Origin of the sequence: Pseudomonas frederiksbergensis (assembly GCF_001952935.1) — a bacterium.
In the GTDB taxonomy this organism is placed as follows: Bacteria; Pseudomonadota; Gammaproteobacteria; order Pseudomonadales; family Pseudomonadaceae; genus Aquipseudomonas; species Aquipseudomonas frederiksbergensis.
In genome coordinates this window covers 5,937,833-5,955,881 of sequence record NZ_CP018319.1, presented here as the reverse complement: position 1 = coordinate 5,955,881, position 18,049 = coordinate 5,937,833, and the positions used below count along the sequence as shown (strand labels likewise).

The window sequence follows — 18,049 nt, the reverse complement described above, 5'->3', positions numbered from 1 at the left end:
TTCAATACCCCATTTTCTGCGCGCGACTGCTGAAGAAGATGCCGCTCGGCGCGGAGGCTGGCAGGGTGCTCAGCAGCTTCAGGCGGTACGGATCCCAGACTTGAACCTGATTGCCGTCGCGTAACGACAGCCACAACTGGTCGCCGCGTGCGGTGAATTCCATGTGCAGCACCGCTGGCCCTGGCTTCAGATCCGCGACCACGGCATGGGTTTCGGTGTCGATGACCTGCACCCGATCGTTGTCCGGGTAGGCGAAATTGACCCACAGCTGCCGACCGTCCGGGCGCGAGGTGACGAATATCGGTTGGCCGGCGACCGGAATGACCGCGGTCTGCTGCCAGGTGCGTGAATCCATCACCAACACCTGATGCTGGCCAACGGCGGGCACAAAGGCCTGGTTATCGGCGACGGCCCAGCCTTCCAGGTGCGGCATTTTGTAGACCGGGAGTTTCACCTGGCCGCGTCCGTAGTCGCCGAGTACGCGCTGCACACCGCGCTCTGGATGCCAGAGGTCGAGTTGGGCCATGCCGTCTTCACCGAACAGCCCGGCCATGTAATAGCGGCCATCCGGGGTGATCAGGGCGTCGTAGGGTTGCGAGCCAATACCGGTGAAACGGCTGATCTGCGGTGTGCTGCCCTGACTGAAATCGGCGGTCCAGATCTCGCCGGTATCGAACAGGCTGAACACAAAACGTTGCCCCGGCGCGTCGACCAGGCCGACCACCCGCGAGCGCTTGCTGCCATCGGCCAGGGCCGTGGCCGGAATATCGGCCACCAGTTGCAGGGTGTCGGCATCGAACACCTTGACCCCGCCGGGCACGTAGTTCGACACCGCGATCAACTTGCCGTCCTGACTGATGGCGCCGCCAATGCTGTTGCCGCCTTGAATGACTCGGTGGTCGATACGTTGGGCCAGCAAATCGATTTTGCTTAACCCGCCGTCGCGCCCGAACACATAGGCGTAGCGCTGGTCACGGGAGAACACCACCGAGGCATGGGACAGGTCGCCGAAACCCTCGAGTCGGGCCAGCGTGGTGCGGGTGTCGCTTTCGATGATTTGCACGCTACCGCTGGCGCGCTCCACCACCACGCCCAAGTCGCCGGAGCCACGCAACGGTGGTTGAACGCAAGCGGACAACAACAGCCCGGTCGCCGCTGACAGCAGGATTGAACGGATCATGGTGCGGGATTTCCCTGGAGAAGAAGATCGACCAGCCAACGGATGTCGTCGGGGCTGAGCAACGGCGCCCAACCGGGCATCGCCGTGCCGGGCCGGCCATGGGTGACGGTGGCAATCAGGCTGTCCCGTGACTTGCCGGCCAGCGCTGGGCGCGTCAGTTCGGGGCCCAGCCCGCCGGTCAGGTGCAGCCCATGGCAAGCGCCGCAGTCCTGGGTCAGCAGGTGTTCGAGTTGTGCCTGACGCTGAGCGTCCGGCGCCGCAACCGCGGTTGCGCAAATGAGGAGGAGGGCCGCCAGAATCACAGCGTGTCGATAAACCATCAGACGCCCTCCAGGCGGTTATTTGAGTGTCAGTACCCAGGTCGCGAGAATTTTTGCTTCTTCATCCGTTACCGGGTTGGCCGGCATTGGCATCGGACCCCAATTGCCTTGCGTGCCGTTCTTGATGTGGCTGGCCAGGGTGTCCACGGCCCCGGGTACGCCAGCGTTCTTGGCCGCCACTTCCTTGAGGGCCGGGCCGACAATTTTGGTGTCGATGGAGTGGCAGGCTGCGCAGGGTTTGCTTTTGAACAGCTCCTGCGCGTCTTGGGCCAAGGCCGGTTGCACACTCAGCGCAGCGGTCAGGGCGAACAGTGAAAACAGAGTATTTTTCATGGTGTTTCCTTGCATTGATGGAGCTCAATAGATGTCATGTTGGGTGTTGTAGACGTTGAACTTGCCGGTGGGTGTGATCAGTCGTTTGTCCTTTATGACTGACTTGAGCTTCAGTGTTTTGTCGTCGATCACTACTAGCGCTGATTCCTCTGCCTGACCGCTCCACACGGAGAACCAGACCTCATCGCCAGCCTTGTTGTATTCCGGCTGCACCACGCGCATGGCGCCTTGCTTGATGCCGGCGTATTCGGCGATGGGCAGCACGGTGTAGCCCGCGTCGAGTTTGTCGAGGTTGAACACCGCCACCGACTGGCTGAGCTTGGCGTCCGGGTTGAGGGTGGTGTCGACGTACAGGTGGCGAGACTTGGGATGGGTCTTGATAAACAGCGATCCGCCGCCCTGGCCCTTGAGTGAGCCGACCTGTTTCCAGGCGTATTGCGGGTGTTTGGTCGGGTCGGTGCCGATCAGCGAGATACCGTCATCCCCCAGGTGGCTGGTGGCCCAGACCGGGCCGTAGGTTGGGTGGTTGAAGTTGGCGCCGCGACCCGGGTGAGGGGTTTTGCCGACGTCCACCAGCGCGGTCAATTTGCGCTCCTTGGAGTCGATCACGGCGACCTTGTTGGAGTTGTTGGCGGCGGTCATGAAGTAGCGGTGCGTGCTGTCCCAGCCACCGTCATGCAGGAAGGGCGCGGCGTCGATGTAGGTGACGGTGAGGTTTTTGATGTCCTGGTAATTGACCAGCATGACCTTGCCGGTTTCCTTGACGTTGACGATGAACTCCGGCCATTCGTGGGAGGCGATGATCGCCGCGACCCGGGGTTCGGGGTGGTATTCCTGCTTGTCGACGGTCATGCCGCGGGTCGAAACGATCTGTTTCGGCTCCAGGGTTTCGCCGTCCATGATGGTGAATTGCGGCGGCCAGTAAGAACCGGCGATGGTGTATTTGTCTTCGTAGCCCTTGAACTTCGAGGTCTCGACCGAGCGCGCCTCGATGCCCACTTTGACTTCGGCGACCTTGGTCGGCTCGAGCGGCCACAGGTCGATCATGTCGATCCGTGCGTCTCGACCAATCACCAGCAGATAGCGACCCGAGGCAGAGATCCGCGAGATGTGCACCGCGTAACCGGTCTCGATCAGCTTGACGATCTTCTTGCTGTCCCCATCGATCAGGGCGATCTTGCCGTCATCGCGCAACGTCACCGAAAACAGGTTCGGCAGGTTGAGTTTGCTCAGCTGCTTCTTCGGGCGGTCCTCGGGTTTGACCAGTACCTTCCAGGTTTTCAGCGTCTCGGCCATGCCCCATTCCGGCGGCGTCGGCGGCGCGTGCTGAATGAACTTGGCCATTGACGTGATCTGATCCTTGGTCAGCGCATTGGACGTCCCCCAGTTCGGCATGCCCGCTGGCGAGCCGTAGGTAATCAAGGCCTCCAGGAACGGTTGCCCGCGAGACTGGGTGATGTCTTGCGTCAGTGGTTTTCCCGTCGCCCCTTTGCGCAGCACGCCGTGGCAGCCTGCGCAACGCTGGAAGTAGATTTCCTTGGACGAGTCGAACTCGGCCTGGCTCATGTCGGGAGCACCCACGGTTTTGACCATGGGCGGGGCGGCCGCGGCGGCGGGCTCTTCAGCGCTGGCGGCATGGCTCACCGCCAGGGCCAGTGACGAACACAATGTGACGAGGGTCAGGGCAAACGTTTTTCTATTGCTGATCAGCATTCCATTTCTCCTCAGGCAAGACCTTTGCGATGTGCTGAAACGGCAGCGCAGAACGCAGGTTCTTAGTGCCGTGCAAGGCTATGCCCGAGCAGGCCAATGTCCGCTTGACGACGATCAAGTTTGCCGGCCATCTCACTTGCCAGGTTGTCGCAGGGGCCCGTAGCGTGTTCCTTGAATCCGCTTTTGGAACAGACAGCCCATGGACCGTACCCCGTCTTGCGAACACCCGACCGAACCCTTCTACCAACCGCTGAATAATGAGGAGGCGCTGTTCGAACAAGCCTGGCGACACGGCATGCCGGTGCTGATCAAAGGCCCGACGGGCTGCGGCAAGACCCGTTTCGTCCAGCACATGGCCCACCGGCTGAAACTGCCGCTGTACACCGTGGCTTGCCACGATGATCTGAGCGCGGCCGACCTGATCGGCCGTCACCTGATCGGTGCCCAGGGCACCTGGTGGCAGGACGGACCGCTGACCCGGGCGGTGCGTGAAGGCGGCATCTGTTACCTCGACGAAGTGGTCGAGGCGCGCCAGGACACCGTGGTCGTACTGCATCCACTGGCTGATGATCGTCGCGAGTTGTTCCTGGAACGCACCGGCGAAGTGCTGAAGGCGCCGCCGTCCTTCATGCTCGTGGTGTCTTACAACCCCGGCTACCAGAACTTGCTCAAAGGCATGAAGCCCAGCACTCGCCAACGTTTCGTGGCGATGCGCTTTGGCTATCCGCCGGTGGCCGATGAGGAACGCATCGTGGCCCGGGAAGCACAGGTGGACAGCGCGCTGGCGGCGCAAGTGGTGCGGCTGGGGCAGGCACTGCGCCGGCTCGATCAGCATGATCTGGAGGAGGTTGCCTCAACGCGGCTGTTGATTTTTACCGCGCGCATGATCGGCTCCGGCATGAGCCCGCGCGAGGCCTGCATGGCTTGCCTGGCCGAGCCGCTGAGCGATGATCCGCTGACCGTTGCCGCGCTGATGGACGTGGTTGATGTCCACTTCGGTTGAGTCCACGGGCGTCTCGCGTCGCCACTTGCCGGGCGATCTGGCGATGTGGTTTTTCATTCTGGCCGAGCTGTCGGTGTTCGCCATCCTGATCCTGGTGTTCGCCGCGACCCAGGCGCTCAAGCCGCAGATGTTCAGTGAAAGCCGCCTGTTGCTGAACACCTCAACCGGCTTGGCGATGACCCTGAGCCTGCTCACCGCGGGCCTGTTCGCTGCGCTGGCGCAGGAACAGGTCAGGCGCTCACGATCCCGCCACGGCGCCATCTTCCTGCTGATGGCGTTGCTCGTTGCCAGTGTCTACGTGGGGTTGAAACTCACCGAATACCGGCACTTGCTCGCCTCGGGGCTGGGCATGGAGCACAACACCTTTTTCACGCTCTACTGGATCCTCACCGGGTTTCATTTTCTCCACGTAGTACTCGGCATGGTCATTCTCGGATGGCTGGCCGAGCGCTGTCGCCGTGGCCTGTACGACGCCGACAATCGCAGCGGGTTTGAATCCGGCGTGTTGTATTGGCACATGGTCGATCTGATCTGGGTGGTGCTGTTTCCGCTGGTCTACGTGTTGAGTTGACGAGGGTCTCATGTCTGTTTCCAGGGTTTTGCTCGTCTGTTGGGCGGCGCTCGCGACGTTAAGCGTATGCACCGTGGTGCTGGCCCAGGCCGGGGCCACGTGGTTGTTGTCGATTGCGATTTTGCTGGTGGCGGTTGGCAAGGCGTGGCTGATCACCGATGGCTTCATGGAGATGCGCCACGCGCCGCGACTGTGGCGGCGGTTGATGTTGAGCTGGGCGCTGGTGTTGGCAACGGTGGTAGGCCTGACGCTGGTGTCCTTCCGCTGAAGAAATACAGCCCCTAAAACACCCCAACTCCAATGTGGGAGCGGGCTTGCTCGCGAAGGCGGTGTCTCAGTCGCAATTGATGTGCCTGACACACCGCCTTCGCGAGCAAGCCCGCTCCCACATTGGATCTCCGTCAGCCATACGATCTATACCCGACCAAAACCATCTGCCTTTCTTGATCGCCATCAAGCAGGTTTCAACCCTTCGCTTCCTATGATGGACGGGCCTAGCAAAGAGGAAGCGACCATGTCAGACACCTTCACCAAAGGCATGGCCAGGAACATCTACTTCGGGGGAAGCATCTTCTTCTTCCTGATATTCCTGGCTTTGACCTATCACACGGAACAGACCTTTCCAGAGCGCAGCAATGAGGCGCTGTTAACCGAATCAGTCGAACGCGGCAAATTGGTCTGGGAGCAAAACAATTGCATCGGCTGCCACACGCTGTTGGGCGAGGGCGCCTATTTCGCGCCTGAGTTGGGCAACGTGTTCCAGCGGCGCGGCGGGGAGGCGGGCTTCAAACCCTTCCTGCATGCCTGGATGAAAATGCAGCCACTGGGCGTACCGGGCCGACGCGCGATGCCGCAGTTCAAGTTGAGTGACCAGGAGGTGGATGACATCGCCGAGTTCCTCAAATGGAGCTCGAAAATCAACACCAATGGCTGGCCGCCAAACAAGGAGGGCTAAGACATGAGCATTGCTAATCCGCATCTGAAATTCGCCTCGCAATCCGTGGCCAAACCGTACTTCGTGTTTGCCCTGATGCTGTTCCTCGGTCAGATACTGTTCGGTTTGATCATGGGCCTGCAATACGTGGTCGGCGACTTTCTGTTCCCGATCATCCCCTTCAACGTGGCGCGGATGGTGCACACCAACCTGCTGATCGTCTGGATATTGTTCGGCTTCATGGGGGCGGCCTACTACCTGATTCCGGAAGAGGCCGACCGCGAGCTGCACAGTCCGAAGCTGGCGATCATCCTGTTCTGGGTATTCGCCGCCGCGGGTGTGCTGACGATCCTCGGTTACCTACTGGTGCCTTATGCCGGCCTGGCCAAGCTGACCCACAACGAACTGCTGCCGACCATGGGGCGAGAGTTCCTGGAGCAGCCGACCATCTCCAAGATGGGTATCGTGGTGGTCTGTCTGGGCTTTCTCTACAACATCGGCATGACCTTGCTCAAAGGGCGCAAGACCACCGTCAGCATGGTCATGATGACCGGGTTGATCGGTCTCGCGGTGTTCTTCCTGTTCTCCTTCTACAACCCCGGCAACCTGGCCCGTGACAAGTTCTACTGGTGGTGGGTGGTGCATCTTTGGGTAGAAGGCGTGTGGGAACTGATCATGGGGTCGATGCTCGCGTTCGTCCTGATCAAGATCACCGGTGTGGACCGGGAGGTCGTGGAAAAATGGCTCTACGTGATCATCGCCATGGCGCTGATCACGGGGATCATCGGTACCGGTCACCACTTCTTCTGGATCGGTGCGCCTGAGGTCTGGTTGTGGGTGGGTTCAATCTTCTCGGCACTCGAACCGCTACCGTTCCTGGCGATGGTGATATTCGCCTTCAGCATGGTCAAGAACCGTCGCCGGGACCACCCGAACCGCGCCGCCACGCTATGGGCCAAGGGCACCACGGTCACCGCGTTCTTCGGCGCTGGCGTCTGGGGTTTCCTGCATACCCTGGCGCCGGTCAACTACTACACCCATGGTTCGCAGTTGACGGCGGCTCACGGTCACCTGGCCTTCTACGGTGCTTACGCGATGATCGTGATGACCTTGATCAGCTACGCCATGCCGAAACTGCGCGGGCTCGGTGAGGCAGCGGACGAGCGTTCGCAGCAACTCGAGATCTGGGGTTTCTGGTTGATGACCCTGTCGATGGTGATGATCACGCTGTTGCTCACCGCAGCCGGTGTCGTGCAGATCTACCTGCAACGCTGGCCGGTAGATGGCGTCGCGTTACCGTTCATGGCCACTGTCGATCATCTGCAAGTGCTGTTCTGGGCTCGTCTGGGCGCCGGTCTCGGGTTCTTCGCAGGGCTGATCTGCTATCTGTTCAGCTTCAAGCGTCGGGTGCCAGTGGGGATCACTGCCTCTGCCGCCTCCGCTGTTCGTTCGTGAGCCAATAACACCCTGAAGGAGGACGGCCCGGCTGGTACAGCGGGCCGTTTCACATTGGTTTTCAGAGGAAAAAAACCATGGCCTTTACCGTCGAACTGGAAGAGTGGGTCGGCAGTGTCTGGCATCGCTTTATCACCCGTCGCGCCAGCCCGGACTTTCCCGAGGCCCGGGTCGAACTGATCCACCAGCAGCGGCCGCTGGCGTTGTTGTTTCGCGCCATGGGTGGGGCCAATGGCGTCGGCGTGGAAGCCGCCAGCGAACGTGATCTGCTGTTGCGGCGCAACGTGCTGCAGCAGATCGCCGGCACCTGCAAGCAAGTGCCCCTGGCGTGGTGCGACGAGGCCAATCTGCGTCTGCCGTCGAGCCTGGCGGTGTTTCCTGAAGTCGCACTGAACGAGGAACTCTATCGCTGGCTCGCGTTGCTGGCGGCCCAGGCCGGGCAGATGCGTCATTGGGGGCGGGACAATCAACGCTGGACGCAACAGTTGCTGCGACGCTATCCCGCGTTGCGTGCCCGTTACGAACGTCTGGTCGATGCCCATCTGCAATTGCGCCCGGATCCGGCCACATTGAACCCCGGCGAAGCGGCGCTGGAACGAGCGTTATGCCAGGCGCTACGCGAGCCGGGCAGTGTCGAACATTTCCCCCGCAGCGAACGGGCCGCCTGGCCGCTGCCGCTGTGGTTGTACCCGCCGCAGAACCTCGCCAGCCCGCAGGCGGCCGATCTCGGTGACGAATCGGAAGAGTCGCTGACGACCCCGCCCGGTGAACAGAAAGGCGGAAGCAAACGCGCCAAGCGAATCGATGAAGGCAGCCGCGACGGCGGGTTGTTGATCGTGCGCCTGGAGAACCTGTTCAGTTGGACCGAACACGTGGACCTGGATCGCTGGACAGACGACAGCGAAGACCCGGACGCCGCCAGAGTCGCCGAAGACCTCGACGAGTTGAGCCTGTCGCGCACCCGTCTGCGCAAGGGCGGCGGCCTCAAGCTGCACCTGGATTTGCCGCCGGCCGATGTCGACGATATTCCCCTGGGCGAGGGCATCAAGTTGCCGGAGTGGGACTACCGCAAACAGCAGATGCAGGACGCCTTCGTCAATCTGCAAATGATGGTGCCCCGGGATTGCGAGGCGCAGCCACTGCCGCCACGGCTGAAGGCCCCGGCGCACCGTTTGCGCCGCCAGTTCGAGCATCTACGCAATGACCGTCAATGGTTACGCCAGCAACCTCAAGGGTCTGAGTTGGACATGCAGGCCTGGCTGGATTTTCACGTTGAACGCGAGCATGGCCAGTGTGCGGAGCGAGGTCTGTTCATGGAACAACGGCAGACGCGCCGCGACCTGGCCTGCCTGTTGCTGGCCGATGTGTCGATGTCCACCGACGCGCACTTGAACGATGAGCATCGGGTGATCGATGTGATCCGCGACAGTTTGCTGCTGTTTGGCGAAACCCTGTCGGTGCTCGGTGATGATTTCGCCCTGTACGGATTTTCCTCGCTGCGCCGTCATCAAGTGCGCATGCAGGAACTCAAGTCCTTCACCCAACGTTATGACGACAATACCCGTGGTCGTATTCAAGGGCTCAAACCGGGGTATTACACCCGCATGGGCGCCGCCATCCGCCACGCCACCCAACTGCTGGGCAAGAGCAAGCGCCGTAGCAAGCTGTTGCTGCTACTCACGGATGGCAAACCGAATGATCTGGATTTGTATGAGGGGCGCTACGGCGTTGAAGACACCCGCGAAGCGGTGCTGGAGGCGCGGCGTCAGGGGTTGACGCCGTTCTGTATCACGATTGACCGCGAGGCCGGGGATTACCTGCCGTACATGTTCGGCGCCAATGGCTACACCTTGATCCGCCAGCCCGAGCAATTACCCCTGCGGTTGCCGCAGTTGTATCGGCAGTTGACCCAACCGTGATCAACACAGTCCCTGTAGCAGCTGCCGAGCCTGCGAAGCGCAGACCCTGTGGCGAGGGGGCTTGCCCCCGTCCGGCTGCGAAGCAGTCGTAAAAACAGCCAATGTGTTTTATCTGCCACAACTGGATTACCGGGTTAGGGCCGCTTCGCGACCCAACGGGGGCAAGCCCCCTCGCCACAGGATTTTTGCTTCGCAGGCGCGAGATGCGTGGGATTGAAAATTGCGGTGGGGCTTCAGGAGATGCTGCGTGGCAGCCAGAAAAACATCGTCACGCAGAAGATCGTCAGGCCGATGCAGAACCATGTGAATCGGCGCAGCCGGCGCTCCCCTGCCTGTGCCGCCAATGCCGGCAGGGGCATGCCGCATTGGCGGCACTCGGTTTCTTGTGCGGGGTGGGTGTGCTGGCAATACAAACAGACGGGCATGGCACTCACTCGAACTGTTCCAGGCGCAGACGATCGAGAATGGCGATCTGGCGGCCGTCCTGGGTGATGATGTTTTCATCGATCAGACGGCGGATGATCCGCGAAAAGGTTTCCGGCTGGATCGACAGATGCCCGGCAATCAGTTGCTTGGCCATCGGCAGTTCGAATTGGCTGTCGACGGTTTGCTGGCGCACCAGTTGCGTCAGCAGATAACGCACGACCCGGTGGGTGGCGTTTTTCAGGGACAGGGTTTCGATTTCGTTGACCCGTTGATGCAGGCGAACGCAAAGCTTGCCGAGCAGCGCAAAGGTCAGCCGGCTGTTGCTCTGCAGCAGGCGCATGTAGGTGCTGTTGGATAACCGATAGAGCTGAGTCGGGCAGATCGCTTCGGCCGAGGCCACATAGTTCGGGGTGTCCATCAGCATCATCGCCTCGGCGAAGGTTTGCCGATCGCCGATTACCTCAAACACTTTCTCCTGCCCATCCGGTGTCAGGCGGTAGATTTTCACCGCGCCGGCAATCACGAAATAGAACGAGTCGGCCGGCTCGCCCTGGCGGAACAACGGTTCGCCTTTGTCGATGCTCAACAAGTGGCTGGTACTCATCAATTCATCCAGCTGTTCTTCGTTCAACGGCTCGAACAAGTGATGACTGCGCAGAATCTGGTGATGGACGCGATGAAGCACCATAAGAATTCATCCTGAAGATTGAGGAGGGGATGGCGATCAAGTCAAACGAGGCCCAGCGAGACGCCGCTGGCCAACGCCAGGACCGAGGTCAACACCACGAACCAGGCCAGTGGCTGGATGACTTTTTTCATGACGACTCCTGGGGATTCGAGAGGGATCAAGGTTTTTGATTGCTGAAAGCCTGAGCAAGACGCGGGCCATGCCTGGAGGCCCTTGTTTATTAGGGTTGTCAGAAAAGAGGGTAAAAACGACCACGAGGTTTATGGTTTAAATAACCCTTAAATGGTCATTTGTACCCTGATTCGAAACACCTGTGGCGAGGGGGCTTGCCCCCGTTGGGCTGTGCAGCAGCCCTAGAACCTGCAATCACATTTCATCAGGCACACCTCATTCATAGGTTTTACGACTGCTGCGCAGCCGAACGGGGGCAAGCCCCCTCGCCACAGTGGGTTGAATTGGGATCCGGGGCACGCCCCTTGCACACTTGATCTGCGACAAAGGCAATTGATCGCCAATACCCGATCATTGCCCCCGGAATTACCTCGACGCGTGCGGGTTGGCGTCAGGTCAGCAGCAAGGTAAAGGAGTGGCTTTATGCAAGTGCTCGACCGCCGTAAAGCGATGGCCATCGCGCCGCTGTTACGTTTGGCCTTTCGGCCGTTTTTCCTCGCCGGCTGCCTGCTGGCAGTGCTGGCCATTCCGCTCTGGCTGGCCGCCTTCAATGGTGCGCTTTCCGGTTGGCAGCCGGCGGGTGGCTGGCTGGGCTGGCATCGACACGAATTGCTGTTCGGATTCGGCTTGGCGATTATCGCGGGCTTTCTGCTGACGGCGGTGCAGACCTGGACCGGTCGCCCCGGCCTCAGCGGGCGACCCCTGGCCGCGCTGGCATTGCTGTGGTTGTTGGCGCGCGTGGCCTGGCTGGTCAATGCGCCATGGCCGGTGCTCGCGGTGCTGGAATTGGCGTTCCCGCTGGCGGTGGCCGCGCTCATGGGTTTCACCTTGTGGAAGGTGCGGCAGAAACGTAACTACCCGATTGCGGTGGTGCTGCTGTTATTAGCGGCGGCCGACGGCTTGTCCCTGTACGGCCTGGTCGAAGGTCATGAAGGCTGGCAGCGTCAAGGTGTGCTGACCGGCCTCTGGCTGGTGGCGGCGATGATGGGGTTGATCGGCGGGCGCGTCATTCCGTTCTTCATCCAGCGTGGCCTCGGCAAGGTCGAAGGCGTGACCCCTTGGCCGTGGCTGGATTGGCTGCTGCTGATTGGCTCACCGCTGGTGGCGTTGTTGTATGCCGCCGGACCTGCGCTTGACCCCAATTTCTGGGTGGGCCTGTTGTTCGCCGTGTTGGCCGCAGGGCATCTGGTGCGTCTGGTTCGCTGGCATGATCGCGCCCTCTGGCACGTACCGTTGCTGTGGTCGTTGTACCTGGCGTATGCCTGGTTGGCGGTGGCTTGTCTCGGAATGGCGCTGTGGCATTTCGGTGTGCCGATCAATCCAAGTCTGGCGGTGCATTGCCTAACCATCGGCGCCATGGGCGGCCTGGTGCTGGCGATGATCGCGCGGGTCAGCCTGGGGCATACCGGCCGTGCGCTGGAGCCGCCGTCGGGCATGACGTTGGCGTTCATTCTGCTCAACCTGGCGTGTCTGAGCCGGGTCGTGTTGATCCTGTTCTTTCCTCTGCCTGCGTTGTGGCTGGCCGGTCTGTGTTGGACGCTGGCGTTTGCGCTGTACGCCTGGCGCTACGGGCCGATGCTGTTGCGGGCGCGGGTGGACGGCCATCCAGGCTAAGCAAGCGAACTGATGGAGGCTGCCAGTGTTATATCCCTTTTTACTGGTCACCCACTTGCTGGCGGCGATTGCCTTCATCGGCACGCTGTTCTTCGAGGTGGTGATCTGGCACAACGCCCGCCAGCAGGTGGCGGTTACCGCGCAAACGGGCGCCGATCAAGCGATCGCAGTGCGTTCGCGCAAGGTGCTGCATGGCGTGGTGTTGCTGTTGTATGGCGCCGGCATCAGCCTGGCGTGGCAACACCGTGGCGTATTGAGTCAGCCGCTGGCGAGCAGTTTTGGCACGTTGCTGAGCCTGAAGATCGTCCTGGCCCTGAGCATCATCGGTCATTACTTCCTGCTGGCGTACTGGCTGAAAAGCGCACGACTGACCACGACCCGCGCCAGCTGGATTCGCCGCAGCATCCTTGGGCACATGGTGTTGATCGTGATCCTGGCCAAGGCGATGTTCTATTGGCACGGTTGATCGCGCTGGGGAAACCCGTAATCCCGAGGTGACGCCCATTCGCGAGCAGGCTCGCTCCCACATTGGAATTCCATCCCCTGTGGGAGCGAGCCTGCTCGCGAAAGCGGTGTCACTGGTTGGCGATCAATGACGGGGTTTGAGGGCATTAACAAACAGCACGTTGTTCTCCAGATGGATGTGTTGCATCAGGTCATCACGAAACTCCAGCAGCCCACGATACAGGGCGCGCCAGGTGTTACAGGCATCGGCCGGCGGGGTGATGTTGTTGGTCAGTGCAAGCAGCTTTTCGAGGGCTTCGCCATGTTGATCATGTTCAAAACGCAGCACCTGGATCGGCGGCGCCGCTTGAGAGCCGATGCCCTGTTGCAGCATCGGGAACAGCACTTGTTCTTCCTTGAGCATGTGGCCTTCGAGTTCTTGTTGCATGTCAGTCAGCAGATCGGCCAGGCCATTGGGGCAGCTGCTGCGCGCACCATGGACCTGCTCGACACGACGGGCCAGGCGGATCAGTTCCGGCAGTTGCTCGCGATGGCGGGCGTGGTAGCGCGCCAGCAGGTGGGCGATCAACAGCTCCGTCGGTTCGCTGCGCCAGTCGTGTTGGGTTTCGCCGGTGTCTTGCAGCCGGTGCAGCGCATCGGCGATCAGCACCGGGTCGAGGTCTTTGCCCGCGGCCGCTTCACGCAGGCTTTTATGCCCGCCGCAGCAGAAGTCCAGTTTGAAGGTGTGGAAAATCCGCGTGGCGCCGGGAATATCGCAAGCCAGTTGGCCGAGGCTTTGTTCCAGTAGGGTCAGGCTCATCAGGGGGTTCCTTGTTTGGATTTCAACGGTTCCCCAGGCTCATTGCACCCGGCATGCCATCTTTAACGTATTGAAAAATAGAGCTTTATTTTTAGTTGTGGTGATAGGCACCCGGACGCTTTAGGGTGAATCCAACCATAGAGGGTAATAACTACCATGCTGCGAGAAAGCCTGGCGGCCGACCTGATTGTCGAGTTGCCCAATGCTGTGCGGTTGCAACGACTGGTCCAGACCCTGCGGGAGTACTTCAACAGTGGCGCCGTGGGATTGCTGCGTCTGGACGACGACAGCCTCAGGCCGGTGGCGACGGTGGGGCTGGTGCATGAAGCGTTGGGCCGTCGGTTCGTCATCGCCCAGCATCCGCGGCTGGCGGCGATCATGGCGTCGCGCGAACCCACCTGGTTCGAGCCCGATAGCCGTCTGCCGGACCCCTATGACGGCTTGCTCGACCATCACGCCGGCGAACCGATGCCCGTGCACGATTGCATGGGCGTGAGCCTGTACGTGGAGGGGCGGATCTGGGGCGCGATCACCCTCGATGCGCTGCACGCCGGGACTTTCGACAGTCGTGCGCGGGAAGAACTCAAGCGCTGCACCTTGCAGATCGAAGCCGCCGTGCGAGTTACCCGGCTCGAGCAGGAAAACCGCAGCCTGCGCTTGTCCCGCAGCGATATTCAAGACGTGCGGCGGCCGGCTGATGAAGGCGAAATCCTCGGGCAGAGCGAGGTGCTGCATCAGTTGCTCAATGAACTGGACGTGCTGGCCGACTCCGAATTGCCGGTGTTGCTGCTGGGCGAGACCGGCGTCGGCAAAGAGCTGTTCGCAAGGCGCTTGCATCGTCTGTCGCGCCGCAGTCACAAGCCGCTGGTGCAGGTCAACTGCGCGGCGTTGCCGGAGTCTCTGGCAGAGAGTGAATTGTTCGGCCATGTCAAAGGCGCGTTTTCCGGCGCCACCAGTGACCGTGCCGGACGTTTCGATGCGGCCAACGGTGGCACGCTGTTTCTCGATGAAGTGGGCGAATTGCCATTGGCCGTGCAAGCGAAGCTGCTGCGCACCCTGCAGAACGGCGAAATCCAGCGCCTCGGCGCCGACAAGCCGCTGCATGTCGATGTGCGCATCATCGCCGCGACCAACCGGCACCTGCCGGACAGCATCCGCGACGGCTTGTTTCGGGCCGATCTGTATCACCGGCTCTCGGTGTACCCGGTGCCGATTCCACCGTTGCGCGAGCGGGGTAACGATGTATTGATGCTGGCCGGGCATTTCCTCGAGCTCAATCGGGCGCGGCTCGGTTTGCGCGGCTTGCGCCTGTCGCCGGCGGCCGAGCGAGCGCTGCTGACGTACAGTTGGCCGGGCAACGTGCGCGAGCTGGAGCATGTGATCAGCCGGGCCGCGTTGAAGCAGCTCAGTCGCGGCACCAGTCGCACGTTGATCATGACCCTGGAGCCCGAGATTCTGGACCTCGACAGTGCCGTGGGCGAGCAGGGTGCGGTCGTCGAAAATCCACTGGACGTTACGGCTGATGAGCCGTTCCAGCCTCTTGGTGAAGCGGTCGACGATTACCAGCGCAAGAAAATCCTCCAGGCCTTGAGCCTGTCCGGGGAAAACTGGGCCAGCGCCGCGCGGATTCTGGAAGTCGATCCCAGCAACCTGCACAAACTGGCTCGGCGTCTGCGTCTCAAATAAGGTTGATGGTGGTCAAGGTGGTCTTGCGCTGTGCATTGCACACTGGGCAGAACCTTTTTGGAGATCACCGTCATGCCCCTTTCCCTGGCCCAGATGCGCCGTAACTACACCCTTTTTGGCCTGCAAGACGAGTCGGCGCTGGACGACCCGATGGCGATGTTCCGGCAATGGCTGCAACTGGCCCGCGACACCGAGCGCGCGCCTGTCGAAGCCAACAGCATGGTGTTGGCGACGGTCGACAGTGAAGGGCGCCCGCACTGCCGGGTCCTGCTGCTCAAGGGCTTGAGCGATGAAGGCTTCACCTTTTTCGGCAATTACCAGAGCGACAAGGGCCAGCAACTGGCCGCCAACCCGCATGCGGCGATGACCTTTTTCTGGCCGGGGCTGGAGCGTCAGGTGCGTATCGAAGGCCAGGTCTCCAGGCTCGACCCGATGCTGTCGGATGCGTACTTCGATTCCCGCTCGCAGGACAGTCGCCTGGGCGCCTGGGCTTCGCCGCAAAGCCGGCCGCTGGCCAATCGGGCCGAGCTTGAATCGCTGTTGCTCCAAACCATCCAGCGCTTTGCCGGCAAGATCGTGCCGCGGCCCGAACATTGGGGCGGCTACTGCTTGCGCCCTGAGCGTCTGGAATTCTGGCAGGGCCGTGCCGACCGCTTGCATGACCGCCTCGATTACCGGTTGCGCGATGGTGTTTGGCAACGCAATCGACTGGCGCCCTGATAGCGATGGGAGACAGTGTGGGAGCGAGCCTGCTCGCGATAGTGGTGTGTCAGTCACCATTGATGTTGCCTGACAAACCGCTATCGCGAGCAGGCTCGCTCCCACAGGTTTTTGTGTGCCCGACACATTCTGCTTATGTCCCTGTGGAGGTACCTCCTTGGAGGAATAGGCTCACCGGGGATTCCGGTTCAGGCTTTGTCCCATACCCTCATTCACGGGAAGGCTTGGATATGGCCCATCTGGCGCAACGCACGTTTGAACCCCTGAACATCGCCGTGCTGACCATCAGCGATACGCGCACCTTTGACACCGACACCTCGGGGCAGACCCTGACGGATTTGCTGCAAACGGCCGGGCATGTATTGATCGACCGTGACCTGGTCAAGGACGACATTTATCAGATTCGCGCCAAGGTCTCTCACTGGATCGCCGACCCCAAGGTTCAAGTGATACTGATGACCGGCGGCACCGGTTTCACCGCGCGCGACAACACACCGCAAGCGGTCTTGCCGTTGCTGGACAAACACGTGGAAGGCTTCGGTGAACTGTTTCGTCAGGTGTCCCTGGCGGAAATCGGCATGTCCAGTCTGCAGTCACGGGCGCTGGCCGGGATGAGCAACGGCGTGCTGGTGTGCTGCGTTCCGGGTTCGCCCGGCGCGTGTCGAACTGCCTGGAACCAGATCCTGCTCGAACAATTGGACAGCCGCACCGGCCCGTGCAATTTCGTCGCGCATTTGAAGCCGCAAGCGCAACGGGTCATTGACGCCTGCGAGACACGCTCATGACTGGTCGGGTGTGCGACCTCGGCCACCTGATGCCGGTGGACGAGGCCATCAGCCGTCTGCTGGAGCAGGCACCGCCGCCGCCCCTGGCGCAAAAGATCGGTCTGGATCAAGCCTTGGGTCGGGTGCTGGCGGCGGACATTCATTCCCCCGTCAACCTGCCGGCCTGGGACAACAGTGCCATGGACGGTTACGCCCTCAGGGCTGCTGACCTGCCACCGGACGGTGGCTACTTGCCGATTGGCGGACGAATTGCGGCAGGGGATCAGGCGAGCTCGCCGTTGCTCGCGCAGCAAGCTGTACAGATTTTTACCGGCGCGCCATTGCCGCCGGGTGCCGACACGGTGGTGCCGCAAGAGCGTTGCCGGATCGAGGGCGAGCGCGTCTGGTTTCCTCCCGTAAGCGTTGGCGATCACGTGCGCAAGGAGGGTGAGGAGGTGCGCCGGGGAGACCTGTTGCTCCAGGCCGGTAAACGCCTGCGTGCGCAAGAAGTGGGGTTGCTGGCCGGCGCTGGCATCGCGCGGGTCGAGGTCTACCGTCCGTTGCAGGTGTGCCTGCTCAGCAGCGGCAATGAACTGCGTGAGCCCGGCGACTCGTTGGCGCCGGGGCAGATTTACAACAGCAACCGTTACTGCCTCGCGGCGTTGTTGAGTGGCTGGGGCGTCGAGGTGCACGACTATGGCGTCATGGCCGATGAGTTGGCGGCCAGCCGGCATGCCTTGAGCCTGGCGTCTTCGGAATGCGACCTGTTGTTGAGTTCCGGTGGCGTCTCGGTCGGTGAAGAAGATCACCTCAAACAGGCCATCGAGGAACTCGGCAGCCTGGATTTCTGGCGGCTGGCGATTCAGCCGGGTAAACCGCTGGCCTTCGGCGAAGTGGCCGGCAAACCCTGGATCGGCATGCCGGGCAATCCTTCGGCGGCGCTGATTACCGCGTTGGTGGTGGTGCGGCCGTTCCTGCTCAGGGCCCAGGGCGTGAAAGACGTGTTGCCGCTGCCAATGGCCGTGCCCGCCGGGTTCGACTGGTTGCAGCGCAACAAGCGTCGGCAGTACCTGCGGGCTCGACTGACGCCGGGTGCTGACGGCCAGTTGCGCGTGGAGCTGCACCCTCAGCAAAGTTCGGCGATGTTGAGCGCCGCGTGTTGGGCCGATGGGCTGGCGGTGATCGAGTGCGAGCAGCAAGTGCTCAAGCACGACAACGTGATGTTCCTGTCCTTCGCCGACCTGATGCATTGATCGCAATTGATTGCCGTCAAGGCCGCGCCTGCCGG

At 61.4% G+C, this 18,049-nt stretch carries 19 protein-coding genes; 12 read left to right on the top strand and 7 right to left on the bottom strand.

Going from position 1 to position 18,049, the window contains the following annotated elements; genetic code table 11:
• Position 1: 1 nt before the first annotated feature.
• Genes PFAS1_RS27790 through PFAS1_RS27775 form a run of 4 tightly spaced genes read right to left on the bottom strand, consistent with a single transcriptional unit; the run spans position 2 to position 3,546 of the window.
• Entirely contained in the window at positions 2–1,180 is a 1,179-nt protein-coding gene (locus PFAS1_RS27790) for a cytochrome D1 domain-containing protein (protein WP_076031347.1), read from the bottom strand.
• On the bottom strand, positions 1,177–1,500 hold the full coding sequence (locus PFAS1_RS27785) for a c-type cytochrome (protein ID WP_074876049.1): 324 nt from the start codon (positions 1,498–1,500) through the stop codon (positions 1,177–1,179). The genes PFAS1_RS27790 and PFAS1_RS27785 overlap by 4 nt, the downstream gene beginning before the upstream one ends.
• A gap of 18 nt (positions 1,501–1,518) precedes the next feature.
• Positions 1,519–1,833: a c-type cytochrome gene (locus PFAS1_RS27780; RefSeq protein WP_076031346.1), complete on the bottom strand. Its 315-nt coding sequence runs from the start codon at positions 1,831–1,833 to the stop codon at positions 1,519–1,521.
• A gap of 24 nt (positions 1,834–1,857) precedes the next feature.
• Positions 1,858–3,546, bottom strand: a complete 1,689-nt coding sequence (locus PFAS1_RS27775) for a nitrite reductase (protein WP_076031345.1) — start codon at positions 3,544–3,546, stop codon at positions 1,858–1,860.
• 199 nt (positions 3,547–3,745) lie between these two features.
• Here PFAS1_RS27775 and PFAS1_RS27770 point away from each other — a divergent pair, with 199 nt between their 5' ends.
• The 6 genes from PFAS1_RS27770 to PFAS1_RS27745 all read left to right on the top strand — a co-directional run bounded on the left by PFAS1_RS27770 (position 3,746) and on the right by PFAS1_RS27745 (position 9,428).
• Positions 3,746–4,549 carry a CbbQ/NirQ/NorQ/GpvN family protein gene (locus PFAS1_RS27770; RefSeq protein ID WP_074876054.1) on the top strand — a complete coding sequence of 268 codons (804 nt, stop codon included), beginning with the start codon at positions 3,746–3,748 and terminating at the stop codon, positions 4,547–4,549.
• A complete protein-coding gene (locus PFAS1_RS27765) occupies positions 4,533–5,120 on the top strand; it encodes a cytochrome c oxidase subunit 3 family protein (RefSeq protein ID WP_076031344.1) in 588 nt (195 codons plus the stop codon). Before PFAS1_RS27770 ends, PFAS1_RS27765 begins: the two co-directional genes overlap by 17 nt.
• Before the next feature lie 10 nt (positions 5,121–5,130).
• The gene (locus PFAS1_RS27760) at positions 5,131–5,388 is read left to right on the top strand and encodes a cytochrome C oxidase subunit IV family protein (protein ID WP_076031343.1); all 258 of its coding nucleotides are present in this window, start codon (positions 5,131–5,133) and stop codon (positions 5,386–5,388) included.
• 246 nt (positions 5,389–5,634) lie between these two features.
• Positions 5,635–6,075 carry a c-type cytochrome gene (locus PFAS1_RS27755; protein ID WP_008156283.1) on the top strand — a complete coding sequence of 147 codons (441 nt, stop codon included), beginning with the start codon at positions 5,635–5,637 and terminating at the stop codon, positions 6,073–6,075.
• A gap of 3 nt (positions 6,076–6,078) precedes the next feature.
• The gene (locus PFAS1_RS27750; RefSeq protein ID WP_076031342.1) at positions 6,079–7,509 is read left to right on the top strand and encodes a cbb3-type cytochrome c oxidase subunit I; all 1,431 of its coding nucleotides are present in this window, start codon (positions 6,079–6,081) and stop codon (positions 7,507–7,509) included.
• Positions 7,510–7,586: 77 nt separating this feature from the next.
• On the top strand, positions 7,587–9,428 hold the full coding sequence (locus PFAS1_RS27745) for a nitric oxide reductase activation protein NorD (RefSeq protein WP_076031341.1): 1,842 nt from the start codon (positions 7,587–7,589) through the stop codon (positions 9,426–9,428).
• Between the two features lie 233 nt (positions 9,429–9,661).
• Here PFAS1_RS27745 and PFAS1_RS27740 read toward each other — a convergent pair whose 3' ends face one another.
• Both PFAS1_RS27740 and PFAS1_RS27735 read right to left on the bottom strand, forming a co-directional pair.
• On the bottom strand, positions 9,662–9,862 hold the full coding sequence (locus PFAS1_RS27740; RefSeq protein ID WP_198044938.1) for a protein DnrP: 201 nt from the start codon (positions 9,860–9,862) through the stop codon (positions 9,662–9,664).
• A complete protein-coding gene (locus PFAS1_RS27735; protein WP_076031340.1) occupies positions 9,859–10,542 on the bottom strand; it encodes a Crp/Fnr family transcriptional regulator in 684 nt (227 codons plus the stop codon). Before PFAS1_RS27735 ends, PFAS1_RS27740 begins: the two co-directional genes overlap by 4 nt.
• A 594-nt stretch (positions 10,543–11,136) precedes the next feature.
• Between PFAS1_RS27735 and PFAS1_RS27730 the strand changes: the two genes are divergently transcribed.
• Both PFAS1_RS27730 and PFAS1_RS27725 read left to right on the top strand, forming a co-directional pair.
• A complete protein-coding gene (locus tag PFAS1_RS27730) occupies positions 11,137–12,327 on the top strand; it encodes an NnrS family protein (protein ID WP_076031339.1) in 1,191 nt (396 codons plus the stop codon).
• A 25-nt stretch (positions 12,328–12,352) separates the two neighbouring features.
• Positions 12,353–12,793 (top strand): CopD family copper resistance protein, encoded by a 441-nt coding sequence (locus tag PFAS1_RS27725; protein WP_076031338.1) that lies wholly within the window; start codon positions 12,353–12,355, stop codon positions 12,791–12,793.
• A gap of 123 nt (positions 12,794–12,916) precedes the next feature.
• Here the strand turns inward: PFAS1_RS27725 and ytfE are convergent, their stop codons facing one another.
• On the bottom strand, positions 12,917–13,591 hold the full coding sequence (ytfE, locus tag PFAS1_RS27720) for an iron-sulfur cluster repair protein YtfE (protein ID WP_076031337.1): 675 nt from the start codon (positions 13,589–13,591) through the stop codon (positions 12,917–12,919).
• A 156-nt stretch (positions 13,592–13,747) separates the two neighbouring features.
• Between ytfE and norR the strand changes: the two genes are divergently transcribed.
• From norR to PFAS1_RS27700, 4 genes are all read left to right on the top strand, one after another.
• Positions 13,748–15,277 carry a nitric oxide reductase transcriptional regulator NorR gene (gene norR, locus PFAS1_RS27715; protein ID WP_076031336.1) on the top strand — a complete coding sequence of 510 codons (1,530 nt, stop codon included), beginning with the start codon at positions 13,748–13,750 and terminating at the stop codon, positions 15,275–15,277.
• Positions 15,278–15,349: 72 nt separating this feature from the next.
• Entirely contained in the window at positions 15,350–15,997 is a 648-nt protein-coding gene (pdxH, locus tag PFAS1_RS27710) for a pyridoxamine 5'-phosphate oxidase (RefSeq protein WP_076031335.1), read from the top strand.
• Positions 15,998–16,227: 230 nt separating this feature from the next.
• Positions 16,228–16,782, top strand: a complete 555-nt coding sequence (moaB, locus tag PFAS1_RS27705; protein ID WP_076031334.1) for a molybdenum cofactor biosynthesis protein B — start codon at positions 16,228–16,230, stop codon at positions 16,780–16,782.
• On the top strand, positions 16,779–18,014 hold the full coding sequence (locus PFAS1_RS27700; protein WP_076031333.1) for a molybdopterin molybdotransferase MoeA: 1,236 nt from the start codon (positions 16,779–16,781) through the stop codon (positions 18,012–18,014). Before moaB ends, PFAS1_RS27700 begins: the two co-directional genes overlap by 4 nt.
• The last annotated feature ends 35 nt before the right edge of the window (positions 18,015–18,049 follow it).